The sequence below is a fragment of the Mycolicibacter icosiumassiliensis genome (assembly GCF_900078685.2).
Classification (GTDB): domain Bacteria; phylum Actinomycetota; class Actinomycetes; order Mycobacteriales; family Mycobacteriaceae; genus Mycobacterium; species Mycobacterium icosiumassiliensis.
On record NZ_LT546166.1, the window covers coordinates 750,908 to 771,939 of the forward strand.

At 63.7% G+C, this 21,032-nt stretch carries 16 protein-coding genes; 5 read left to right on the forward strand and 11 right to left on the reverse strand.

The window, feature by feature from the left end; genetic code table 11:
• Together selB and BN4346_RS27315 are read left to right on the forward strand one after the other, a co-directional pair.
• The gene (selB, locus tag BN4346_RS27310) at positions 1-1,797 is read left to right on the forward strand and encodes a selenocysteine-specific translation elongation factor (RefSeq protein WP_067968543.1); all 1,797 of its coding nucleotides are present in this window, start codon (positions 1-3) and stop codon (positions 1,795-1,797) included.
• Positions 1,798-1,970: 173 nt separating this feature from the next.
• A protein-coding gene (locus BN4346_RS27315) for an IS3 family transposase (protein WP_096867457.1) occupies positions 1,971-3,199 on the forward strand; the annotation gives its coding sequence in 2 pieces (ribosomal slippage) (positions 1,971-2,283 and positions 2,283-3,199; 1,230 coding nt in all).
• On the opposite strand, the gene fdhD is transcribed toward BN4346_RS27315, so the two are convergent.
• The 4 genes from fdhD to BN4346_RS27335 are packed head-to-tail and all read right to left on the reverse strand — an operon-like array spanning position 3,177 to position 8,902.
• Entirely contained in the window at positions 3,177-3,983 is an 807-nt protein-coding gene (fdhD, locus tag BN4346_RS27320; protein ID WP_067968554.1) for a formate dehydrogenase accessory sulfurtransferase FdhD, read from the reverse strand. The genes BN4346_RS27315 and fdhD overlap by 23 nt on opposite strands.
• Positions 3,984-3,985: 2 nt before the next feature.
• Positions 3,986-6,358, reverse strand: coding sequence for an FdhF/YdeP family oxidoreductase (locus BN4346_RS27325; RefSeq protein WP_078058457.1), 2,373 nt, complete (start codon positions 6,356-6,358; stop codon positions 3,986-3,988).
• Complete coding sequence (gene cydB, locus BN4346_RS27330; protein ID WP_067968557.1) at positions 6,355-7,437, reverse strand: cytochrome d ubiquinol oxidase subunit II; 1,083 nt, start codon at positions 7,435-7,437, stop codon at positions 6,355-6,357. Before cydB ends, BN4346_RS27325 begins: the two co-directional genes overlap by 4 nt.
• A 16-nt stretch (positions 7,438-7,453) precedes the next feature.
• On the reverse strand, positions 7,454-8,902 hold the full coding sequence (locus tag BN4346_RS27335; protein ID WP_067968560.1) for a cytochrome ubiquinol oxidase subunit I: 1,449 nt from the start codon (positions 8,900-8,902) through the stop codon (positions 7,454-7,456).
• A 195-nt stretch (positions 8,903-9,097) separates the two neighbouring features.
• On the opposite strand from BN4346_RS27335, the gene BN4346_RS27340 reads away from it, so the two are divergent.
• Positions 9,098-10,138 (forward strand): FUSC family protein, encoded by a 1,041-nt coding sequence (locus tag BN4346_RS27340; protein WP_096867458.1) that lies wholly within the window; start codon positions 9,098-9,100, stop codon positions 10,136-10,138.
• A 75-nt stretch (positions 10,139-10,213) separates the two neighbouring features.
• Here the strand turns inward: BN4346_RS27340 and BN4346_RS27345 are convergent, their stop codons facing one another.
• The gene (locus BN4346_RS27345; protein ID WP_067968563.1) at positions 10,214-11,368 is read right to left on the reverse strand and encodes an NAD-dependent formate dehydrogenase; all 1,155 of its coding nucleotides are present in this window, start codon (positions 11,366-11,368) and stop codon (positions 10,214-10,216) included.
• A 474-nt stretch (positions 11,369-11,842) separates the two neighbouring features.
• On the opposite strand from BN4346_RS27345, the gene BN4346_RS27350 reads away from it, so the two are divergent.
• On the forward strand, positions 11,843-12,907 hold the full coding sequence (locus tag BN4346_RS27350; protein WP_067968565.1) for an FUSC family protein: 1,065 nt from the start codon (positions 11,843-11,845) through the stop codon (positions 12,905-12,907).
• Between the two features lie 34 nt (positions 12,908-12,941).
• Here BN4346_RS27350 and BN4346_RS27355 read toward each other — a convergent pair whose 3' ends face one another.
• The 3 genes from BN4346_RS27355 to BN4346_RS27365 form a co-directional block, all read right to left on the reverse strand.
• Positions 12,942-13,874, reverse strand: coding sequence for a LysR family transcriptional regulator (locus BN4346_RS27355; protein ID WP_067968567.1), 933 nt, complete (start codon positions 13,872-13,874; stop codon positions 12,942-12,944).
• Positions 13,875-14,016: 142 nt separating this feature from the next.
• On the reverse strand, positions 14,017-15,471 hold the full coding sequence (locus BN4346_RS27360) for a catalase (RefSeq protein WP_067968570.1): 1,455 nt from the start codon (positions 15,469-15,471) through the stop codon (positions 14,017-14,019).
• A 238-nt stretch (positions 15,472-15,709) separates the two neighbouring features.
• The gene (locus BN4346_RS27365; protein ID WP_456080967.1) at positions 15,710-16,933 is read right to left on the reverse strand and encodes a GMC family oxidoreductase; all 1,224 of its coding nucleotides are present in this window, start codon (positions 16,931-16,933) and stop codon (positions 15,710-15,712) included.
• Between the two features lie 104 nt (positions 16,934-17,037).
• On the opposite strand from BN4346_RS27365, the gene BN4346_RS27370 reads away from it, so the two are divergent.
• A protein-coding gene (locus tag BN4346_RS27370) for an IS3 family transposase (RefSeq protein ID WP_096867617.1) occupies positions 17,038-18,299 on the forward strand; the annotation gives its coding sequence in 2 pieces (ribosomal slippage) (positions 17,038-17,341 and positions 17,341-18,299; 1,263 coding nt in all).
• Here BN4346_RS27370 and BN4346_RS27375 read toward each other — a convergent pair.
• The 3 genes from BN4346_RS27375 to BN4346_RS27385 form a co-directional block, all read right to left on the reverse strand.
• Positions 18,254-18,793, reverse strand: a complete 540-nt coding sequence (locus BN4346_RS27375) for a GMC family oxidoreductase (protein WP_067968573.1) — start codon at positions 18,791-18,793, stop codon at positions 18,254-18,256. The genes BN4346_RS27370 and BN4346_RS27375 overlap by 46 nt on opposite strands.
• A 110-nt stretch (positions 18,794-18,903) precedes the next feature.
• Entirely contained in the window at positions 18,904-20,025 is a 1,122-nt protein-coding gene (locus tag BN4346_RS48780; protein WP_078058467.1) for a PucR family transcriptional regulator, read from the reverse strand.
• A 98-nt stretch (positions 20,026-20,123) separates the two neighbouring features.
• A complete protein-coding gene (locus BN4346_RS27385) occupies positions 20,124-21,032 on the reverse strand; it encodes a LysR family transcriptional regulator (RefSeq protein ID WP_067968577.1) in 909 nt (302 codons plus the stop codon).

A 21,032-nucleotide genomic window follows, 5' to 3' on the forward strand; every position in this document is an offset into this window, starting at 1 on the left:
ATGTTTGTTATTGCCACCGCCGGCCACGTCGACCACGGCAAATCCACCCTGGTACGGGCGCTCACCGGGATGGAACCCGACCGCTGGGCCGAGGAGCGCCGGCGCGGACTCACCATCGACCTGGGTTTCGCCTGGACCGCGCTGCCGTCGGGCCGGCGAGTGGCCTTCGTCGACGTCCCGGGCCACGAACGCTTTCTGCCCAATACGCTCGCCGGCCTGGGACCGGCCTCGGTGGTGTGCTTCGTGGTCGCCGCCGACGAAGGTTGGCGGGCGCAGTCCGCTGATCACCGCGACGCCATTGCCGCCCTGGGCATTACCCAGGGACTGGTAGTGCTCACCCGCATCGACCGGGCCGGCGACCACCGTGTCAATGAGGTGTCGCAACAGGTCCGCACCGAACTGGCCGAGACGGGCCTGTGCGACGCCCCGATCGTCGCCGTTTCGGCGCTGGACGGTACCGGCCTGGACACGCTGCGTGCTGCGCTCGACGACCTGCTGGCTGAGCTGCCGGCGCCTGCGAGCACGGGGCGCGTTCGGTTGTGGGTCGACCGGTCGTTCAGCATCACCGGGGCCGGGACGGTGGTGACCGGCACCCTGACCGCCGGCACCCTGACCGCGGGCGATCACCTGCAGTTGCTCGATCGCGGCCAGGTGCGTGCGGTGGTCATCCGCGGGCTGCAAAGCTGCGGCGAGACACAGTCGGAACTGCACCCCACGGTGCGGGTGGCAGTCAATCTGCGCGGGGTGGCGGCCGGTGAGGTGCGCCGCGGGGACACCCTGATCAGTTCCGCCGAGTGGCTGACCACCACGGTGGCCGACGTCCGGCGCAGCACCGGTTGTCCCCTGGCCGAGGTGCCTGAGCGAATCGTGGTGCACCTGGGCACGGCTGCGGTGCCTGCCCGACTGCGCCTCCTCGACGCCGAACACGCGCGAATCACGTTGGAATACCCTTTGCCGCTGATGTTTTCCGACCGTCTGGTACTGCGCGACCCCGGGGCCCGCCGCGTGCTGGGCGGGGTGGTGGTGCTCGACGCCGATCCGCCTGCCCTGCGGCGCCGCGGTGACGCGGCCCGACGCGCTGACCAGCTGGCCGGCACCGATCCGGCCGACCAGGCACGCCGGGTCCTGGCCGAGGTGGCCCGCCGCGGTGCGGTGTCGACGCGCCGGCTGCAGTTGCTCGGATACGCGCTCCCCCCGGTACCGCCGGAAGTGACGGTGATCGCCGGCTGGTGGGTGCACGCTGTGGCCTACGAGGCTTGGCGGGACCGGCTGCAGAGCGCGGCAGGTGAACTGCGAGAGCGTGATCCGCTGTCCGCCGGGCTGTCCCGGGGCGCGGCAGCGGATCTGCTCGCGCTACCCGATCCCGCGCTGCTCGACGAGCTGGTAGGCGCCGCAGGGTTGGAACAACACGACGGGTTGATTCGGCTGCCGGACGGCCGGGATGGTCTCGGCCCGGCCGAGGACGCGATCGCCGAGTTGGAATCCCGGCTGGCCGCAGCCCCGTTTCACGCCCCGGAGGCAGACGATCTGTCCGCGCTGCACCTCGGGATCCGGGAGCTGGCGGCGGCCGAACGGGTCGGTCGGCTGTTGCGGCTCACCGAGAACCTGGTGCTGCTCCCGACCGCGCCCGCGTTGGCCATGCGTGAATTAGCTTCGCTGGAGCAGCCTTTCACCGCCACTGCGGCCAAGCAGGTGTTGAACACCACTCGGCGGGTGGCGATCCCCTTACTGGAGTATCTCGATGCCCGCGGCTGGACTCGCCGACTCGATGCGGTGCACCGGGAAGTGGTGCGCTGAGGCGCCCAGGGCCGGGTCAGTCAATGGACTATCCGATCGGGCCTGCTGTAGACGTTCATCGACTCCCCGCGCAGGAAGGCCACCAGCGTCAGACCGGACTGGGGACTTGACCCCGTGTGTTGGACACGCTCAATCCCAGGAATGTCCTGGGGGAAGCGAGATGATCCAACCCGATGGCAAGGAAAAATTACCCCGATGAGTTCAAGCGTGACGCGGTCGCGCTGTACCGGGATACCGAGGGTGCGACGATTACGCAGATCGCTGCCGAGCTCGGTGTCAGCGAAGCCACGCTCTCAGCGTGGTGCAAGTCGGCCGGCGTGGCGATTCGGCACCGCCGCGGCAGCGTAGAGACCGAGCTTGCGCCAGGGGCCGAGAGCCCGGAGCAGGAACTGGTGCGGCTGCGCGAAGAGAACAAGACGCTGCGCGCCACCGAGGCTCGGCTATCCACCGAGCGGGACATTCTACGGTCGGCAGCCAAATATTTCGCCGGGGAGACGAACTGGTGAGCCGCTTCCAGTTCGTCGCCGACCACCTACACGCCTTCGAGGTGAAGTGGCTCTGCGCGGTCGTGGAGGTCGCGCGTTCATCGTTCTACGCCTGGCTCGCCGGCGCCGATTCCCGCGCCGCGAAGGCCGCCGCTGATGAGGCGCTGGCCGCCCGTATCCGGGTGGTGCACGGCGAGGACAACACCTACGGGGCGCCGCGGATCACCGCCGAGCTCAACGATGGTGCGCCCGACGGTGAGCGGGTCAACCACAAGCGGGTCGCTCGGGTGATGCGCGGGGGCGGGATCGTCGGTTATCGGCGCCGGCGGCGGGTCAAGACCACCGCGGCGGATCCGGCCAGCCAGAAAGTCCCTGATCTGCTGAAGCGGGATTTCACCGCCGCGCAGATCAACACCCGTTATGTCGGCGACATCACCTACCTGCCACTGGCCACCGGCGGCAACCTGTACCTGGCCCCGGTGATCGACTGCTGCTCGCGGCGGGTAGCGGGGTGGGCGATCGCCGATCACATGCGCACCGAACTGGTCACCGACGCCCTCAACGCCGCTGCCGCGCTACGCGGCACGTTGGCCGGTGCAGTGTTCCACTCGGACCACGGAAGTCAGTACACCTCAAGGGATTTCGTGTCCCTCTGCCGCGAGTATGGGGTCATCCAGTCGATGGGAGCGGTGGGAACGAGCGCCGACAACGCCCTGGCCGAATCGTTCAACGCCGCCCTCAAACGCGAGATCCTGCAGGACCGTGCCTGCTGGCCGGACGCGGCGACCTGCCGCCGGGAGGTCTTCCGATGGCTGGCCCGCTACAACACCAAACGACGGCACTCCCACTGCCGTCAATCCAGCCCTGCCACCTACGAAAGGACCCTGACACCGGCTACGCTGCCCGAAGCTGCTTAACCACAAATCCCGTGTCCACTACATGGGGGCAAGGCCCCTGGGTGGCCAGGTCTACCGCAAGTGATGACGGCGCGGAAACCGCGGCCAGAACGGGTATTCCAGCCATCACGGCCTTTTGGGTCAACTCAAAGGATGCCCGTCCGCTAACGAGCAGCACAGCGCCGGACAGTGGTATCCGGTCGTGTTCGATCGCCCAGCCGATCACCTTGTCCACCGCGTTGTGGCGGCCGATGTCCTCGCGTACCACCATCAGCCTGGCGTCCTTATCGAACAAGGCCGCCGCGTGCAGACCGCCGGTGCTGTCAAACACCTTCTGCGCGGCACGGAGGCGCTCCGGCATGGCGGTGATCGCGTGCGCTGGGACGGTTACCGGATCATCGCCGGGGCAGTAGTGGCTGATCGACTGCACCGCGTCCAGTGACGCCTTGCCGCAGATACCGCACGACGAGGTCGTATAGAAATTGCGAGTGACGTCGACCTCGGGCATCGGCACGCCGGGGTCCAGAATGACATCAAGGACGTTATAGCTGTTCGCACCGTCCACGCGGCCGCCCTGGCAATAACGGACGCTTAAGATATCGTTCCGACGGGCAATCACTCCTTCGGTGAGCAAGAACCCTTGGGCGAGTTCGATATCCGATCCGGGGGTACGCATCGTGACCGTCAAGGCACTGCCATTGAGCCTGATCTCCAAGGGCTCCTCGACGGCCAGCGTCTCGGACCGATCCGCCGCACGGCCGGCAGCCAGGTGGCTAGCTCGCCGACGTGTAGTCACCCGTCCCATCGTCACCGCGCCTTCGAGTGGGTGACTTCAATGGGGATATGTTTCATCACAGGTTGGCCACTCTCCGAATTGACGTCGCCGATGGGGCAGAGCACGTTGAGTTCGGGCATGTATCCGGCAGCATTACCCGCGGGAATGTTGTAGGAAACCGCCCGGTAGCCATAGACGCTGCGCCGGCTGCCGTCTCGGGCGATGCTGGTGATGTCAATGTAGTCGAACTGGTTGATGCCCATGTCTTCCATATCGGCGCTGTTCATGAACAGCAGGGTGCGGAGGCTCTTCACGCCACGATAGCGGTCGTCATCGGAGTAGATCGTGGTGTTGAACTGGTCGTGCGAACGCATCGTGCCCAGCACCAACCGTCCTTTCACCGGTACGACATCAGACAGAGCGGCGGCGGAGAATTCGGCCCGACCGGACCGGGTGAGAAAGACCAGTTCGCGCGCCGGTTGTCGGATGCGGAACCCGAGGGGCTGGCGCACTCTCCGATTGAAGTCCTCAAATCCATACAGACCCTTGGCCATCCGGTCCCTGATCCGGTCATAATCCGCGACCAGCTCGTCCCAGGGGGTCTTCGTCGCGGGAAGCGTGGCTTTTGCCATCCCAGCGATGATCGCCGGTTCGGAGCGCAACTCCGGGGACGCCGGCTCCTTCATCCCCAATGACAGGTGCACCATACTCATCGAATCCTCCACCGTGATCGATTGGATCCCGCCGGCCTGTCGGTCGATTTCAGTGCGGGACACACACGGCAGGATCAGGGCGTTGCGACCGTGTACCAGGTGGCTGCGGTTGAGTTTGGTCGAGACCTGGACGGTAAGTTCGCAGCGCCTCAACGCCTCGAAGGTATAGGCGGTATCAGGTGCGGCCAACGCAAAGTTGCCGCCCATCCCGACGAATACCTTGACGTCACCACTGTGCATGGCATGGATGGTGGAGACCACGTCAAGTCCGTGGTGGCGTGGGACGTCGATCTCACAAGCGGCGGCAAGATAATCCAACGTCTGTTCCGACGGATGGTGATCGATACCGCAGGTTCGGTTGCCCTGCACGTTGCTGTGACCGCGGATGCAGCACGGTCCGGCGCCTTCGCGACCGCTATTGCCGCGCAACAGCAGCACGTTGATGATCTCGCGGACTGCGTCCGGGCCGTGAGTGTGCTGGCTGACGCCCAAACACCACGCGATGATGCTGGCACGAGACTGGCGGTAGATTCGCGCCAGCGTGTGGATCTGCTCGACCGGTACCCCCGACTGGTGCTCGATCTCCGGCCAACTCACCGCCTCGCAAGCGGCTCGATATTCGGCAAAGCCGTGGGTGTAGCGATCGATGAACAGTTGATCGATCGCCTCCGGGTCGTTGACGGCGGCTTCCAGCAGCGCCTTCGCCACCCCCCGCATCAAGGCGAAGTCGCCACCGATCCGGGGTTGGATGTTCATGGTGCCGATCTTGGTGGAACGAAACAGCGCCATGTCGACAAACTCATGCGGCACGATCGTTCGGGTTGACGCCGCCTCGATCAGCGGGTTGATGTGCACGATCTGGGCGCCGCGGCGGTAGGCCTCGGCCAGCGAGGTCAGCATCCGCGGGGCGTTGGAGGCCGCGTTGACGCCCATGATGACCAGGAGGTCGGTTTTCTCCCAGTCGACCAGATCGACAGTGCCCTTGCCGGTGCCCAGCGAGGACAGCATCGCCTTGCCGCTGGCTTCCTGGCACATGTTCGAACAGTCCGGGAAATTGTTGGTGCCGAACTCGCGGGCCCACCATTGGTACAGGAAGGTGGCCTCATTGCCCAACCTGCCCGAGGTGTAGAAGGCGGCTTGGTCCGGCGAGTCCAGTTCCTGCAGGGTGTCGCCCACCATTGCGAACGCCGCATCCCAATCGATGGGCACATAGTGATCCGAATCGGCCTCGTACACCATGGGTTCGGTCAACCGGCCCGCGTCCTCTAACGCAAAATCACTCCAGGTGGCCAATTCTGCGACCGAATGGGCGGCGAAGAAATCCCGACCGACCCGTTTGGAGGTCATCTCCCAGGTCGAGTGCTTGATGCCGTTCTCGCAGATGTCCAGGTGCAGGCCTTTGCGATCGTCGGGCCAGGCACAGCCGGGGCAGTCGAAACCGCCGTTCTCGTGGTTCATCCGGGTGATGACCTGCGGGCCTTCCAGGATCTCGCGCTGCTTGACCAGCACCTTGGCCACGCTGAACGAGGCGCCGTAGCCCGCGGCCGGATGGTGGTAGTCCTTCTGCTTCGGCCGCCCCTGCCCGGGACCGCACCCCGGCGCAGCGCTCTCGGGCGTGCCTTGACCCTGCAGGACTTCACGTCGCGTGGTTGAACCGTGAGGTACGGACTCTTCTGGAGAAGTCGTCGTCATCGCAGCAATCCTCCTGCAGTTCTGGGCAATCCGACTGATTCTGGTATCGCCTCAGCCGAGATCCGTCGGCGAAATACCCAGTAGGTCCAGGCCTGGTAAACCACCACCGCGGGCGCGAACAACACCGCCGCCCACGTCATGATCTTCAGGGTGTAGTGGGTCGACGACCCGTTGTAGATGGTGACGCTGAAGTCCGGGTTCAAGGTCGAGGGAACGAGATTGGGATACATCGAGCCGAACAGGAGCACTACGACCAGGGCGACGACCGACAAGGTGAGCACAAACGTCCAGCCTTCGCGGGGATTGCCTGTCATGACTTTGAGCCCGGCCCATTGGCGCCAGACCAGACCGACTGCCGTCAGCAGAGCCAACACCGCGGCCACCAAAGGCAGCCAAGTCCAATTCTTTCCGTACCCCAATTGGGTCCACAGCCCGAACGCTCCCACGATCGCGACCGTCGGCAGCGACAGCACCGTCGCGAACCGCAACGCGTCTTCACGAACTCCTTGAGCGGTTTTCAACACCAGAAACACCGCACCATAGAAGAGAAACAGGGTCGTCGTCGCCAATCCGCCGAGCACCGTATAGGGGTTGATCAGGTCGGCGAATGTGAGGTGAACTCGATGGTGGCCGTCCACCGGAAGACCGCGCACCAAGACGGCGAAGGCCACGCCCCAGAGGGCTGCTGGCAACCAGGATCCCATGGCGATCCCGAGATCAGCCCACCGGCGCCACCGCGCATCGTCGATCTTTCCCCGCCATTCGATCGCAACGACGCGCAGGATCATCGCTATCACGATGGCCAACAACGGAAGATAGAGCGCCGAAAACACTGTGGCATACCAGTTTGGGAAGGCCGCGAACATCGCAGCTCCCGCGGTGATCAGCCACACCTCGTTGCCATCCCACACCGGACCAATCGTGTTCAGTGCCGCGCGGCGGTGGGCCTCCGGGTCGCCCTTTGCCACCTGGCCCAACGGCGCCATCAACATGCCGACCCCGAAATCGAAGCCTTCGAGCACAAGGAACCCTAGAAATAGCACGGCCAGTATGACGAACCACAGCTCCTGCAAGCCCACGTTGAATCACCTCCTCTCAGTAGGCAAATGACAGTGGTGCGACATCGTCCTCGCCAGGTGGTGCGGGCGGGGCCGGCTCGGTGTCGTACTCCTGGGGCCCTTCGACTACGTAGCGTCTCAGCAGCCCAAACCAGAGAACCGCGAGCACTGCGTAGACAAGCGTCAGTGTCACCAGTGACAGCATCACGGTTTCGGGTGCATGATCGGAAACCCCTTGCTGCACGGTGATTCGGATCGACTGGTCGCCGGTCGGATTCGGCGCCACTATCCACGGCTGACGTCCCATCTCGGTGAAAACCCAACCGGCGCTGTTGGCCAGAAACGGTGTCGGGATAGTCAACAACGCGAGCCATGAGAACCACCGGCCAGTGGGAATGCGGCCACCCCTGGTCACCCACAGCGCAACCAGGGAGAACAGCAGAGGAACCGCAAGGAGTCCTACCATCACGCGGAAGGACCAGTAGGTCACGAAGAGGTTCGGCCGGTAGTCACCGGGACCGTACTGCTTTTCGTAGCGCTCTTGGATATCCTTGACGCCCTCGAGCGTGACGCCGGTGAACTTGCCCTCCGCTAGGAAGGGCAGCACATATTGCGCTTCGATAACGCGGACGATGCTGTCGCAGTTGTTGTGCGTGCCGATGGTCAGAATAGAAAAGTTAGGGTCGGTTTCGGTGTGGCACAAAGATTCCGCCGAAGCCATCTTCATCGGCTGCTGCCGGAACATCAGCTTGGCCTGCATGTCTCCGGTTAAGAACAGCCCCACGGCCGCCACCAATACCACCAGAGCGCCCAAGATTGCTCCGGGCCTATGCATACTGCGCGCTTCTTCCGCGGCGGGTTCACGGACCATCCACCATGAGCAGACCGCGGCCACGAAAACCCCCGCCGTCAACCAACTACCGACCACCACATGGGTGAACGCCGCGATTCCGGTGTTGTTGGTCAGCAGTGCGCCGATGCTGTCCAGTTCCGCGCGTTTCGTCACCGGATTGTAGTGCGCTCCAACCGGGTGCTGCATGAATGAATTCGCCGAAATGATAAAAAACGCGGATACATTCACCGCGATTGCCACTACCCAGATACAAGCCAAGTGCACCAGTCTCGGCAGCCGGGTCCAGCCGAAGATCCACAGACCGATGAAGATCGATTCGAAGAAGAAGGCGGCCAGCCCCTCCATCGCCAGCGGCGCCCCGAACACATCTCCGACAAACCGTGAATACTCGCTCCAGCTCATGCCGAATTGAAATTCCTGCCAGATCCCGGTGGCGACGCCGATCGCGAAGTTGATCAAGAACAATTTGCCGAAGAACCGCGCCAGTCGATACCAGGCGACATTGCCGCTGACTGCCCATACCGTCTGCATCAGCGCGACCAACGGCGCCAGACCGATCGTCAGCGGCACGAAAATAAAGTGGTAGACGGTCGTGATCCCGAACTGCCACCGCGAGATATCGACGACATCCACTGGTACAAACCCCCTGCGCTCTAGCCGAGCCCATGCACTAGGAACAGTAATGGGGGCGATGTTTCGCGTCTAGGCATTTGTCTTGGAGACTTGCCCCGTCTTTGTGGCTTCGCTTTGGCGCTTTGTCTAGGCTTTCAGGCGATGCTGAATAACGTATTCCGCACATGCGGGGAACTGCTCTCTCGCTGGTCCGAAATGCGGTTGAGGAGCGGGGTGCGTCGGCCGCCGCACACCCAGCCGGTCGGGATCGAGCCAGTCGCCGCGCGCCTGCTGCGCACTGCGCTGTGGCCGAGTGTGCAGACCGCGTTGGCCGCGGGCGTGGCCTGGTACCTGACCCGTGATGTGCTCGGCCATACTGCCCCGTTCTTCGCTCCGATAGCCGCGGCAGTGTGCATGTGGGCGACCAATGTGGTCCGCGCCGAGCTTGCGATCGAGATGATGATCGGGGTGGGCTTGGGTATCGGTTTGGGCAGCGGTGTCCACATGTTGCTGGGCACCGGCGCGTTCGCGATGGCCGTGGCGGTGTTCGTGTCGTTGTCCGCCGCCATGCTGATCGGGCGGGGTTTTCTGCTCCAACGCCCGATGTTCGTCAACCAGACGGTGATCTCGGCGATCCTCATCTTGGCGTTCCCGCATGGCGGTGTCGGGACGGAGCGGCTTTTCGACGCGCTGATCGGCGGCGGGATCGCGGTGGTCTTCAGTATCGTGGTCTTCCCCAAGAATCCGCTATCGGTGCTGCGCGATGCGCGGATCGAAGCGTTGGTCGCCCTGCGCGAAATTCTGAGTCAGACTCATTGCCACACCGGCGATTCAGACTGGACATTGCCGGTTGCGGCGAATCTTCACCGCCGACTCGCGCGGCTGACCGAGGCCCGAAGCACTGCCGAGCAACTAGCTCGCATCTGCCCGCTTCGCTGGTCGTTGCGTGATGAGACCCGCGCAGTGAGCCATCAGGCCGCGCAACTTTCTCTACTGGCCGGCTCGGTGCTGCACCTGGCACGAACCATCACCCACACCGACGAGCCACTCGCCGAGCCGTTCCGCGCGACGATGGTTGATCTCGCTGCGGCAGTGTCGGACCTCGCCGTGGACGATCCCATTCCCGCTGCGGCCCATGCCGAATCGGCGCGTGGCCGGTCGGCAGTATCGCATCCCAGCAACGCGGATCTGGTTGCCACCGCCATCGGCACCTGCATCGACGAACTAGATCGCGTGATTAGCCTCGCGCCGCGCTGAGACAATTTGGGCCAACGGCCACTGGCGGTGGGGCAATCGTTCACCGACTGACCCACCACCAGGGCTCGGACGGCACTACTGCGCGTAGGACCTCGCTCCAGTGCCGGCGAACTTTCCGCCTTCGACAATCAGGTACTCCGAGCGGATCGGCCGACCAGCGAACCAGTCCTCGAGGATCTCCCGGGTACCTGCGGCATAGCGAGCCTGTGCGGACAGGCTGGAGCCCGACATATGCGGCGTCATCGCGTTATTGGGCATCTTGCGCCACGGGTGGTCGGCCGGCGGGGGCTGCGGGTACCACACGTCACCGGCGTAGCCGGCCAACTGGCCACTCTTGAGCGCTGCCACGATCGCCTTCTGGTCGGTCTCCTCGGCGCGAGCGGTGTTGACGATGTAGGAGCCACGGCGCATGGAGCCCAGCAGTTTCTCGTTGAACATGTGATGAGTCTGGGCAATCAGCGGAGAGTGGATCGACACCACGTCCACCGACCGGGCCAACGACTCGACATCGGGATGGTAGGTGACATCCAACTGCTTCTCTAACTCCGGCGAGAGCCGGTGCACGTCGAAATAGTGCAGCTTCACACCGAACGGCTTCATTCGTTCGAGCACCGCTCGACCAATTCGGCCCGCGGCGATCACCCCGACGTCCATGCCTTCGAGGTCGTAGGAACGCTGGACACAGTCGGCGATGTTCCATCCACCGTCGACAACCACCTGATGGGCGGGAATGAAATTGCGTACCAGTGCGAGAATCTGCATTACCGCATGCTCGGCCACGCTGACGCTGTTGCTCCAGGTCTCCTCGGCGACCGTCACCCCACGGGCCTGCGCCTCGACCAGATCCACGTGGTCCGAGCCGATTCCGGCCGTCAGCGCCAACTTGAGCTTGGGCGCCTTTGCGAACCGCTCCTTGGTGATGTAGGCCGGCCAGAACGGCTGAGAAATCACAATGTCGGCATCAGGTAGCTCCCGTTCGAACACCGAATCCGGCCCGTCCTTATCCGAGGTCACCACTAACTCGTGGCCGTTCTCCTCAAAGAACTTCCGCAGACCCAACTCACCGGAGACACATCCCAACAACTCACCGGGGGTGAAGTCAATCGCCGACGGCGTCGGCAACGAGGAGCCATCGGGATAGCTGTCGATCACCGGCATGTGGTCTCGGGCATACTTCGGCGGATACCCGGTCACCGGATCGGGGTACAGCACCATCACACATTTAGCCATTATCTCCTCCTGAAGATTCCGATAGCCTAAATCTGCTGGACGGCAAGCGAATCCGTGTTGAACTCCGTCCTCGAATCCGTTTTCTTCCCGGCCGATTCCATTCTGGGCGCCTGGGTTAACACCGGCAAATACGTGGCTCCGATGGGCCAATAGGCCAGGCCTATCATCGTTTCGAGGCTCCTCCGCAGGAATGGACGACACCCGGGTTGATCTGCCTCGCGAGGCGGATGGATGCCACACACGCCGGGCCGGCTCGGTCGACGGCGCGCACCCGAAAGGAACGTCATTGACGGGTGCACTCCGATTACCGAGCGCCTTCTCGATTGGCTTCTCCTATCGCTTGGTCGGCAACTTCTTTTGGACCCCAGTGCGGTAGCTCGCTAAGACTTGAGATGGTGCCGCGAGGCCGGCCTATTCGACGCCATCGACCCGTCTGCGCGCATAGCCGGTCACCTGAACGAGCGGAGAAATTCGTTGCGCAACTCGAACCAAAGCAAGGGTGCGGGTAGCCTCACCCCGACTGGCAGCGATCAGCTACACGCGAGTCGGGTCGCCGTCGGGTTGATCGGCCCTGGGATTGTGCTGCTCATTGCCGAACGTCCCGATCTGATCATCTTCGCGGTCTTCGGGTCGTTCATTGGCATGTACGGGCGAACAGAACCGCACCATCTCCGTGTCATACATCAGGTGCAGGCAGGGACCGTGCTGCTGGTCGGTGTCGGTACGGGTGTCCTGCTGTCCAGCATCCATGCCGCCCCATGGGTCTTGGTGACCGTCGAAGCCGTCTTCGCTTGGGCCGGTTCACTGCTGACAGACCGACTGAATGTGCGCCCTCGCGGCCCCTTTTACGGGATCTTCGCTGTCGGCGCGATTGCAACCATCCCAGCGCGGCAGGCCGCGCCCTGGGTAGCGTTATCGATCTACGCCGTTACCGCGCTGTTCTGCATCACGATCAGTTCCGTTGGCGCACTACTGTCTAGCAGCGACCAATCGGCTATCGCCCGTCCACTGGCTGAGGCCAATCGCTCACAGCTGCCCGACTCCGGAATACACGCAGCCCGCTACGCGTTGGCGATCACGCTGGCCGGCTCAGGCGGCTTGGCCTTGGGCGTCGACCATGCCAACTGGGCCATGGCCGCGGCCGCCGTGCCGCTGGCTGCCGAAAATGCCCGTAGCGCTGGCGCTCTCAGCTTCCCGGGCGTAATGCAGCGCGGCACTCAGCGCCTCATAGGTACACTTGCCGGTCTCGTAATCTCCGCAATACTACTGCTGCCCCAGTTCAGCACGACCGTCCTGGCGATCGCCGCGATAGCCCTGCTGTTTCCCACCGAGCTCTATATGGCCCGCCATTACGCGCTAGCAGTCGGGTTCTTCACGCCGCTAATCATCCTCGTGACCGAGCTATCCAATCCTGCTGGAGCGGTTACTTTCCTCGGCGATCGCGCCATCGACAACGTGATCGGCGTTTCTGCGGGCATCGCCGTGTCGTTGGCCATGCCAGGCCGCCGCCCAAAATGGCGACGGCGATCAGCTGCGTGATTTGACCAGAAGGTAGTCGAGACGCAATCGACGTCTATGAACCAGCGTCGATCGGTCCGAGCCGCTGGTCAAAGAACTCATGTAGTTTCAGTTGCTGGGCACTGGCTACGAACGCCCTGGCGACCGGCGCGGTCGGCCCAGATGCGTTGGTAGCAACAGCAATATGTGTCCTCAGCGTGGGTTCGATAAGTTCGATCGCACGGGTGTCGCCGGCGAGGATAGTTGTCGACAGCCAAGTATGCGGCACTATGCACGCCCAGTCGCCGGTCGACACTTGTGCCATCAACGTTGCGACTGAGTCGGTCTCCACCCGGGGATTGACCGTGATTCCTTGCTCGGCAAAGGCTTTATCGATGATCTGACGTACCGTCATATTCTGGGTCAGTAACAGCAGCGGCAAATCGGCTGTGTCCCGCCAACCCAACGACGACGCGTCCTTTGGCAGCATATCCGTCCCGGCCACCAACAGGTAACGCTCCTCATACAACGGAACTGCAGTGACCGCCGGCCTGATGTCGGTTTCAACCGGCACAATCGCGGCATCGAGTTCAGCCTTGTGAAGCCGGCTGTGCAACTCTGACGTGGCCATCGCTGACCGTACCTGGACCCTGACTAAGGGATACGCGGCACAGAATGCGCCCAACATCAACGAAACCGTGGTTGCGGCTGTTGGGATCGTGCCTAGTCGAAGTGTGCCGGTCACCTCCGAACGCGAGAATCGCAGCTCAGATCTGAGCACCTCGTATTCAGCAAGAATCCGCTTGGCCCACTCAAATAGGCGCTCTCCCTCTCGAGTAAGACCCTCGAAGTTGCGTCCGCGGATGACGAGTTGGGTATCCAGCTCACGCTCTAGCTTGACGATCGCGCCCGAAAGCGCTGGCTGCGAGATGTGACACCGCTGCGCAGCCCGGGCGAAGTGCCGCTCTTCTGCGACGGCAACAAAGTACTCCAGACGTCGGAATAGCACAGGCACCTAACCTTCCATATGAACCCCCGCACTGCTATCACGCGCCCTACGTTGGTCCGTCCCGATTTCATTGGGCTCTGCCCGAGCGCGCCCGTACCGAATACCGACTGTCTAATGACAGCTTCGGTGCCTCTTGCCGTATTCACTGATTGCTAGTCGCGCGGACTCCGTGCTCGATCCGCTGGCCGACCTCGCGATCGATCGCGCACCAGTAGTCGAAGACCCGCGACAGCACGGGCTCACGCACCCCGGCACGAACATGGCCGATCACGTTGTGGACCAACCGATCACGCTGAGCCTCATCCATCACTGCCCGCAGCAGGGTGCGGGCCTGGCCGACATCGTCGTCGTCGGGGTGCAGGGTGTAGCCCTCGCGGACCATCTCCCCGTCAGCCGCCCAATGCACTTCGGCTGCCCGCGCAGGATCAGGAGCCGGTCCACCGACGGTATTGGGCGTGTACACCGGATCGGACACATTCTGCACCCGCATCCGCCCATCCTTGGAATAGCTGCGCACCGGCACCTTCGGTGCATTCACCGGAATCTGATGATGGTTCACCCCGATCCGAGCCCGATGCGCATCGGCATAGGCAAAACTGCGGCCCAACAACAACCGATCCGGACTCAACCCGGTACCCGGCACGATGTTATGCGGCCCAAACGCGGCCTGCTCCACCTCAGTATGGTGGTCAGTAACGTTGCGATCCAACGTCATCCGGCCCACCTCGATCAACGGATAATCCGCGTGCGGCCACACCTTCGTCACATCAAACGGATTGAACCTATACGACTTCGCATCCTCATACGGCATGATCTGCACCCCGAGCGTCCAACTCGGAAACTCACCCCGCGCGATCGCCCGGTGTAGATCCAACATGGAGCAGTTCGGGTCGGTCCCTGCCAGCCGATCGGCCTCCTGCTGGGTCAAACACTCAACGCCCTGGTCGGTCTTCCAGTGGTATTTCACCCAGCAGATCTCGCCCCCGACATTGATCCAGCTGAAGGCGTGCAAGCCATAACCGTTCATATGCCGGTGCGTCCTGGGGATACCGCGATCCCCCATCACCACCGTCACCAAATGCGACGACTCCGGCGACCGGGTGAAGAAGTCCCACACCATGTTGTGGTCGTGGCAATCGTTATCCGCGCGACGTTTATTCGCGCGGATCAGATTGGGAAACTTCAGCGGATCGCGAATGAAGAAGATCGGCACGTTGTTGCCGACGATGTCGTAGTTTCCCTCCGAGGTGTAGAACTTCACCGAGAATCCCCGGGTATCCCGCAAGGTATCCGAGACACCACGTTCACCGTTATTGCCCGAGGAAAACCGAGCGAATACGTCGGTCACCGCGCCAGGCTGAAACACCGCTGCCTTGGTGTACGCACTGACATCACCGGTGACCTCGAACCGACCGAACGCACTGGCGCCCTTGGCGTGCGGCTGACGCTCCGGCACCCGCTCCCGATTAAACGCCGCCAACTGCTCGATCAAATAAGTGTCCTGCAACAGAATCGGGCCATTGGGGCCCAACGTCAACGACCGCTCAGAACTCGGCGCCGGAGCACCTCCATCGGTAGTCGTGAAGTTGTCCGTCATCCCTGTCTCCTTAAGTGTGGCGGGTTGAGTGCGGTGGCCGAGTTTGGGGCGAACGGCGCGGTGAGGCGAAGAGACCTGCCCCACCGCGCCGTGCGCGGCTGACTGCCATAGGACTTGACTTCCCTACCAGACAACCTCCCGGTCCACCAGCAGCGTGCAGGCCGGTCGGCCGAAGTTACGGCGCAAAAGACCTTGCTGGGATGGACCGTTCGGCCGAGGCTGTCCGGCGACATCGGGACTACTTGTACAGGTCCTTGTGGTCAGCCTTGATCAGGTCGGCGCCCTTCTCTCCGACCATGTAGACGGTGTTCTGGATGCGGCAGTCCGGAATGATCGGGAAGACAGAGGCGTCGATCACCCGGAGCTGGTCCACACCGTGCACCTTCAATTGCGGACTGACGACGCCCTGCTCGATGTTCTTGGACAGCCGGTTGGTGCCACACGGGTGATAGGACGTCTGGACCCGGTCCTGAACCGACGTCCTCATCAGCTCGTCAGAGTGCAGCGGCATGTTCCACGGGTACTGCTCGACGACCAGGTCCTTGAACCCGTCGCCCTTGGTGAGAATGTCGTAGGCGAACCGGACGCCTTCGCGCAGGGCGATGATGTCGAGTTCGTTGGACAGATAGTTCAGGTTGATGTTCGGCGCCATGAACGGGTCGTCGCTGTTCAGCGTCACCGCTCCACCGTCGTAGGCGGGGCGCACCAGGTCCACCATCACGGTGATGTGGTCGCCGTCCGGCGGCGTCGGGTACTGCCACTGGAAGGCACTGCCGAACGCCGGGACGAAGTCGATTTCGAAGTGCGGCTGCCCCTCCGGGGAGAACGGGTCCACGCCGCCGTTGGCGGCCTTGGCCTCGCGGTAGACCGGGTCGTTCTCCAGGTATTTGTCGACGCGGGGAAAGCCGATCATCTCCAGCAGACCCGAACCCAGCGGCCCGGAATGGTCCTTCTCGTAGGCGGCGACCGCCTTGTCGTGCTTGGGGCCGGGGCGCAGCAGTGCGCTGTCCAAGGCGAAACCGTCCTTGATGCGCAGCACGAAGGGCACACCGGGGTGGTCGTAGAGATGCTGGCCGACGTGGCGCGAATCCACCACCACATCAATACCGTGCCGTGCCAACTCACGGCCCGGGCCGATTCCGCTGAGCATGAGCAGCTTTGGGCTCTCGAATACGCCTTGGGCGAGGATGACTTCCCGCTTGGCGTAGTAGTCGACCTCATTCCCAGCGGCATCGATAATCGTCACGCCCTTGCAGGTGCGGGTGGCGTAGTCGATGATCAGCCGCTTGGAACGCACCTCGGACACGATTGTGACGTTGGGCCTGTCTTTGACGAACAGGAAGCTGCCGGAGCGTACGCCGCGGTAGATGGTGTTGACCGCATGGGTCAGGCCCTTCATCTCACCGTCGTAGATGTTCTCGGTGAGCGGCTCGCCGCGGGACGTCCAAGCCTTGGTGATCATGTCGCGGAACGGCTGCAATTCCGGGATCAGGTTGTGCGAGATGGGTAGCGTGAATCGCCCTGGAAATCCCGGAGGCTCCTGACCTTGGAAACGAGGATGCAGGTATGCCGAAGGAACAGTCGCCAGGTAGGCCCACGACACGCCGTTACGGCCCGGAGGAGAAGGCCGCCGCGGTGCGGATGGTCCGGACGTTGCGGACTGAGCTGGGCACCGAGCAGGGCACGGTGGCGCGGGTGGCGCGTCAGCTCGGTTACGGGGTCGAGTCGGTCCGGTCCTGGGTGCGCCAGGCCGATATCGACGACGGGCATGTACCGGGGGTGTCCACCGCTGAGATTGCGCGGATCAAGGAACTCGAACAGGAGAATCGAGAACTGAAGCGTGCCAACGAGATTCTGAAACGAGCAGCGAGTTTCTTCGGGCCGGAGCTGGGCCGCTGACGCCGAGAATAGTCGCGTGCAGCGACGCGAATCGCGAGGAGTTCGGGGTCGAGCCCATCTGCACCGTCCTGCGTGAAGCAGGCGTGTCGGTGGCCCCGAGCACCTACTACGACACCAAAACCCGCAAGCCGTCGGCGCGGGCCTGCCGCGACGCGGTGCTGGGTCCGGTACTGCGAGCGCTCTGGGAGGACAACTACCGCGTCTACGGGGCACGCAAGCTCTGGAAAACCGCACGCAGGGCCGGCCACGACGTGGGCCGCGATCAGGTCGCCCGCCTGATGCGGGCAGCCGGGATCTGTGGGGCGCGGCGCGGCAAGCGCGTGCGGACCACCAAAGCAGATCCGGCGGCGACGCGGCATCCCGATCTGGTCAAACGGCAGTTCACCGCTACCGCTCCCAACCAGCTCTGGGTGACCGACCTGACGTTCGTGCCGACCTGGGCCGGGGTGGCCTATGTCTGTTTCCTCATCGACGCGTTCAGCCGGATGATCGTCGGGTGGCGGGTCGCCTCCCATATGCGCACCACGATGGTGCTGGATGCGATCGAGATGGCCCGCTGGTCACGCGGAATCCTGTTGCCGTACTTGGTATGTCATTCCGACGCCGGGACGCAGTTCACTTCTATCCGCTACGGTGAACGGCTCGCCGAGATCGGCGCGACTCCCTCGATCGGCACCGTCGGGGACAGCTTCGACAACGCCCTGGCCGAAACCGTGAACGGCTACTACAAGGCCGAACTGATCTACGGGCCAGCACGTACCGGGCCGTGGAAGACCGTCGAGGACGTCGAGTTGGCCACCCTGAGCTGGGTGCACTGGCACAACACCAGCCGCCTGCACGGCTACCTCAGCGACGTTCCGCCGACCGAGTTCGAAGCGGCGTTCTACGATGCATCACGGAACGACCAGAACCTGGTCGAAATCCAATAGATCGAGCCTCCGGGAGAACCAGGGCGATTCAGCGGACCGCCTTGGCCGAGCTTTTGCAGGTCGGAGGAGAACATTCCCGAGTCGTCGTGGTAGGTCGCGCTTTTGCGCAGGTACGGGACAAGCGCGTCCCACGTCCATTCCGATCCGCCGTACTCCCCCCAGCGATCGTAGGTCGGCTTACAGCCTGGGATCCAGCTGAAATAGTTCGCCGACGAGCTGCCGCCCAGGATCCTGCCGCGGGTGTCCTGCTTGTCCACACGCTCCCAGACACCACGGTCGACAAACTTCGCCTTGTAGTCCCAGTCATATTGGCTGTGGCGGAGCTCCATGGCCGTTCCCGGTGTGGTGACTCCGGCGAGATCCCAAGGGTTGCCGACGCCCGCCTCGACGACGAGGACGTTGACGTCCTTGTTCTCGGCTAGCCGGCCGGCGACGACACATCCCGCGGTGCCTCCCCCGACCACGACGAAGTCATAGTGCGTCCCAGCGGCCATTGCGTCCTCCTCGATTGCGAATTGATTGACTGCTCTTGCAGCGTGCTGCGTGGGGCGGGGCCACGGCTACGGAGTCGACTCCGAGGTTTCTTCTCGACGTTTGGGGTTCTCTACATGTGCATTGCGGAAAGTTCGAGCGCCCACCATAATTCGAGAAGAACCTGAGTTTCCCTCAGACTGGCCCCGGTGAGTTCCTCGAAACGGGCCAGCCGGTAGCGCACGGTGTTCTGGTGAACGAACAACCGCGTCGCCGTACTCTCGACGTGCATGCCGCAGGCCAGATAGGCCCGTAGCGTGGCGATCAGGTCTTCGGCGGATCCGCCGTTCGCCAGCGGCTCCAGGTAGCGGCGTCGCAGCATCGCTCCCACATCGGCGTCCATCGCCACCGCCGACCGCAAACCCAGTGCTTCCAAGTCATAGGCTCCGGTCAGCTTGCACGCCTGAACGGTGACCAACGCGCGCGCCGCCAGCCGATACGAGTCGCCCAACTGCTCCAGCGGTCGGGCCGGCCCGTAGCCAACCGCCCCATCGATGTCGCCCGGCGGTGCTTCGACGAGCAGGCCCGCCAGGCCACCGTCGACGACCGCGCATAACCCGCGCCGCGGCTGCGACCCGGTACCCAAGCCCAAACCGTGTTGCAGATCGTGCAGGCTCGCGCCGTCCTCCAGACGGGCCCGGATTGCCACATACGCGCCAGCCGGGTCAAGTCCGTACATCTCGGCCCGAGCGCGCAGCTCGACGGCAGGAACCAGGCCGAGCAAAACCTCCCGGACGAATCGGGTGCGCCCGCTGTCCAGCGCGTCCGCCGCATTGAGTTCGGCGCGTCGGTAGGCGCCAACGGTTTCCGAGAGTGCAGCGGCCGAACAGATCAGCATCGATTCAGTGAACCGCCAAGGCTCTCCGTTTCCGACTGCCGTGCTCCGGGCCATTTTGCGTGCGGCCGAAACCAGCGTTTCGACTCCGATACGCCAAGCGTGAATCATGTCGTCGAGCGGGATACCCCACCGTTGTTGACGCTCACCGGCTGCGGCGAACGCGGTACGGTCCTCGTCGGCGACCGCAGCGCTGGCGCTCCCGGCGGAACTCAACACCCACTCCACTTGAAGTCGAATCCCCGCTTCGAGCTCGCAGCGCGGCACCGAGCGAAACACCGGCAGACTCGACACCACACCGTCGCCGATCAGCGCCACCAAGTTCTGCTGCTCGCTGAGCAGAGTGTCATGGATCGTCATCATCATTCCTGGGGTATTCGTCGGTGCTGGACTGGTTTTCAGTCTCAGCCGATGACCGGCGAGGTGTCCAAGACGTGATTCCGACCAGACGATAGGCGCTACCGATCAGGCCCTGGTGGGGCGCCGAAATCGGCCTGCTGCGCGGTCTGCAGCAGAGCGCGGACCAGTACTGAACCGGGCTCGGCGGCGCTGGTGACAAGTGCCACCTGAGCGCTCAGCTCCGGATCGAGCAAGCGCAGCGTCACCGTGCCGGGCAACGTCACGGCCCGCACCCAGGTCTGCGGAACGATAGTGGCCCACCGGCCGGTGGTCACATGGGCAAGCAGCGCCACGAAGGAGTCGGTCTCCAGTCTCGGAATCAGTGCGAGATCTCGGCTGGCCAATGCGTCGTCGATCAGCCGCCGGCCGCGCATCCCTTCGGCGAGCAGACACATCGGTAGCTCGGTCACGTCCGACCAGCTGATGGTCTCCGTCTGGCCGGTGAGCAGCTCGCTGCCGGCGATCAGTACCTGCTGTTCCTCGTACAGCGGGGTGACCACCAGGTCCGCGGTGTCATCCCGGTCGGGATAGATGATGCCGGCGTCCAGTTCGAAGCGGCGGACCCGTTCGGCGATCTGGGCGGTGCGCAGACTGGTCTCCAACTGCACCCGCACCAGGGGGTGCGCCGCGGAGAACGGGTCGGACAGCAGGGCGACGGTGCTCGCGGCAGCCGGGATGACGCCGATCCGCAGTTCCCCGGTGAGGCCGGTCTGTAGCGCGGTCACCTCCTGCTTGAGTGCGTCGCGGTCGGCCAGGATGCGCCGTGCCCACAGCACCAGGCGTTCGCCCTCGGGGGTCAGGCCCTCGAACTTCTGGCCGCGCCGCACCAACGGAACCTTCAGCTCGTGTTCGAGCTTGCGAATGGCCTCCGATAGGGCCGGTTGGGAGACGTAGCAAGCGGCCGCGGCGCGCGCGAAATGCCGCTCCCGGGCCAGCGCAACGAAGTACTCGAGCTGACGAAACAGCAT

What these genes read in the sequence shown, in the direction of transcription:
- BN4346_RS27365 (WP_456080967.1), bottom strand. Translation starts at nt 16,933, where the DNA reads ATGATCACCAAGGCTTGGACGTCCCGCGGCGAGCCGCTCACCGAGAAC.
- BN4346_RS27385 (WP_067968577.1), bottom strand. Translation starts at nt 21,032, where the DNA reads ATGCTGTTTCGTCAGCTCGAGTACTTCGTTGCGCTGGCCCGGGAGCGG.
- fdhD (WP_067968554.1), bottom strand. Translation starts at nt 3,983, where the DNA reads ATGGGACGGGTGACTACACGTCGGCGAGCTAGCCACCTGGCTGCCGGC.
- BN4346_RS27325 (WP_078058457.1), bottom strand. Translation starts at nt 6,358, where the DNA reads ATGACGACGACTTCTCCAGAAGAGTCCGTACCTCACGGTTCAACCACG.
- BN4346_RS48780 (WP_078058467.1), bottom strand. Translation starts at nt 20,025, where the DNA reads ATGACGATCCATGACACTCTGCTCAGCGAGCAGCAGAACTTGGTGGCG.
- BN4346_RS27340 (WP_096867458.1), top strand. Translation starts at nt 9,098, where the DNA reads ATGCGGTTGAGGAGCGGGGTGCGTCGGCCGCCGCACACCCAGCCGGTC.
- BN4346_RS27360 (WP_067968570.1), bottom strand. Translation starts at nt 15,471, where the DNA reads ATGACGGACAACTTCACGACTACCGATGGAGGTGCTCCGGCGCCGAGT.
- BN4346_RS27375 (WP_067968573.1), bottom strand. Translation starts at nt 18,793, where the DNA reads ATGGCCGCTGGGACGCACTATGACTTCGTCGTGGTCGGGGGAGGCACC.
- selB (WP_067968543.1), top strand. Translation starts at nt 1, where the DNA reads ATGTTTGTTATTGCCACCGCCGGCCACGTCGACCACGGCAAATCCACC.
- BN4346_RS27345 (WP_067968563.1), bottom strand. Translation starts at nt 11,368, where the DNA reads ATGGCTAAATGTGTGATGGTGCTGTACCCCGATCCGGTGACCGGGTAT.